Here is a 1,595-nt window from a genome sequence, read left to right as displayed (position 1 = left end):
AAGTGCATCTTCTGCATTTTCAATAATTAATTCTTCACCAAAGACATTAATATGATGTTTTGTTCTTCCGGAAACCTTAACTCTGTATGGATTTATAGAAGTAAATTTAACTGTATCACCAATTTTATAACGCCATAATCCTGCATTGGTAGTAATAATAACTGCGTAGTTTTTGTCTTTTTCAACTTCGCTTAGCGGAATTATTTTTTCTTTAGGAGTTCCGTAAGTATCCATTGGGATGAACTCATAAAAAATTCCGTAGTCCAGCATTAGTAGTAGCTCGCTTGAATTATTTTGGTCCTGAATAGCAAAAAAGCCCTCAGAAGCATTGTAGATTTCGTAGTATTTAAAATTTTTATTTGGAAGTATGCTTTTATATTGATCTCTATATGGTACAAAACTCACGCCTCCATGAAAATAAACTTCTAGATTTGGCCAAATTTCAAAAATGTTCTTTTTTCCTGTGGTTTCTAAAATGTTGTTAAGCAGCACAAGCATCCACGAAGGAACACCAGCAAGACTTGTTACATTTTCATTTATGGTTTCGTCAACAATGGCTTGCATTTTTACTTCCCAATCACTCATTAACGATACTTTGCTACTAGGTGTACTGCTAAATTCAGCCCAAAAAGGCATGTTGTCAATTAATATAGCAGAAAGGTCGCCAAAAACAGTACCGTTTTCTTTGTAAAGCTCTTTACTGCCTCCAAGTCTTAGACTTTTCCCTGTAAAAAGTTGAGATTCTTCGTTATTGTTGAGGTACATGCAAAGTAAATCTTTACTCGCAGCATAGTGGCAATCTTCTAAAGATTCGTTACTAACAGGAATAAATTTACTTTTAGCATTGGTAGTTCCACTAGATTTGGCAAACCACTTTATAGGACTAGGCCAAAAAATATTATGCTCACCATTTCTGGAGCGTTCAATAACTTGATGATAATCCTCGTAGGTTGAAACCGGAATTCTTTCAGCAAAAGTGCTGTAATTTTTAATCGACTCAAAGTCGTATTTCTTCCCTATTTCGGTGTCTTTAGCCATAGTAACAAGCTCTAAAAGCAACTCGTTTTGGACTTCGTTAGGATATTTTAAAAACAGTTCAATTTGATGAAATCGCTTTTTTAAAAACCATGAAGCAATGGAATTTACTAAAGGAATTGGCATATTTGCATTATATTTATTGAACTAAAAATAATACTTTTTTTTATGACCTACCAAGGTGTGTTAACAAAAATGGAAAGCGAATATGCTAATCCTATTCAATATTATTTGGTATTTGAATCTGACTTTTTGAATATGAACCAGTTGTTGGATAAAACCATTACCATTCAATTTATAAAATACCAATGTTTAAACTGTGGTTTAGACAAACCTATTTATAGACAAGGGTTTTGTAAAAGCTGCTTTTTTGATATTCCACAAGCGGCTGATTGGATTATGCGACCAGAATTAAGTACTGCACATTTAGATAAAGAAGATAGGGACTTGGAGTATGAGAAGAAAGTACAATTGCAACCACATATAGTGTATTTGGCAAACTCAAGTAATGTAAAGGTTGGAGTTACTAGAAAATCGCAAGTGCCAACACGATGGATTGA

2 protein-coding genes are annotated in these 1,595 nt (G+C 33.5%); one reads left to right on the top strand and one right to left on the bottom strand.

All coding sequences use genetic code 11. From position 1 onward, the window contains the following. Nucleotides 1–1,161, bottom strand: a 1,161-nt coding sequence (locus tag ACQ0RB_RS12920; protein WP_430498938.1) for a GH3 auxin-responsive promoter family protein, incomplete at its 3' end; no start/stop codon positions are given. Nucleotides 1,162–1,203: 42 nt separating this feature from the next. Between ACQ0RB_RS12920 and ACQ0RB_RS12915 the strand changes: the two genes are divergently transcribed. Beyond that, the coding region (locus ACQ0RB_RS12915; RefSeq protein ID WP_430498936.1) for a DUF2797 domain-containing protein at nt 1,204–1,595 on the top strand (392 nt) is incomplete at its 3' end.

It is taken from the genome of Gaetbulibacter sp. PBL-D1 (assembly GCF_050509525.1).
GTDB lineage: Bacteria > Bacteroidota > Bacteroidia > Flavobacteriales > Flavobacteriaceae > Gaetbulibacter_B > Gaetbulibacter_B jejuensis.
The sequence above is the reverse complement of the archived record's forward strand: the minus strand, read 5'-3'. Positions and strand labels throughout refer to the sequence as shown.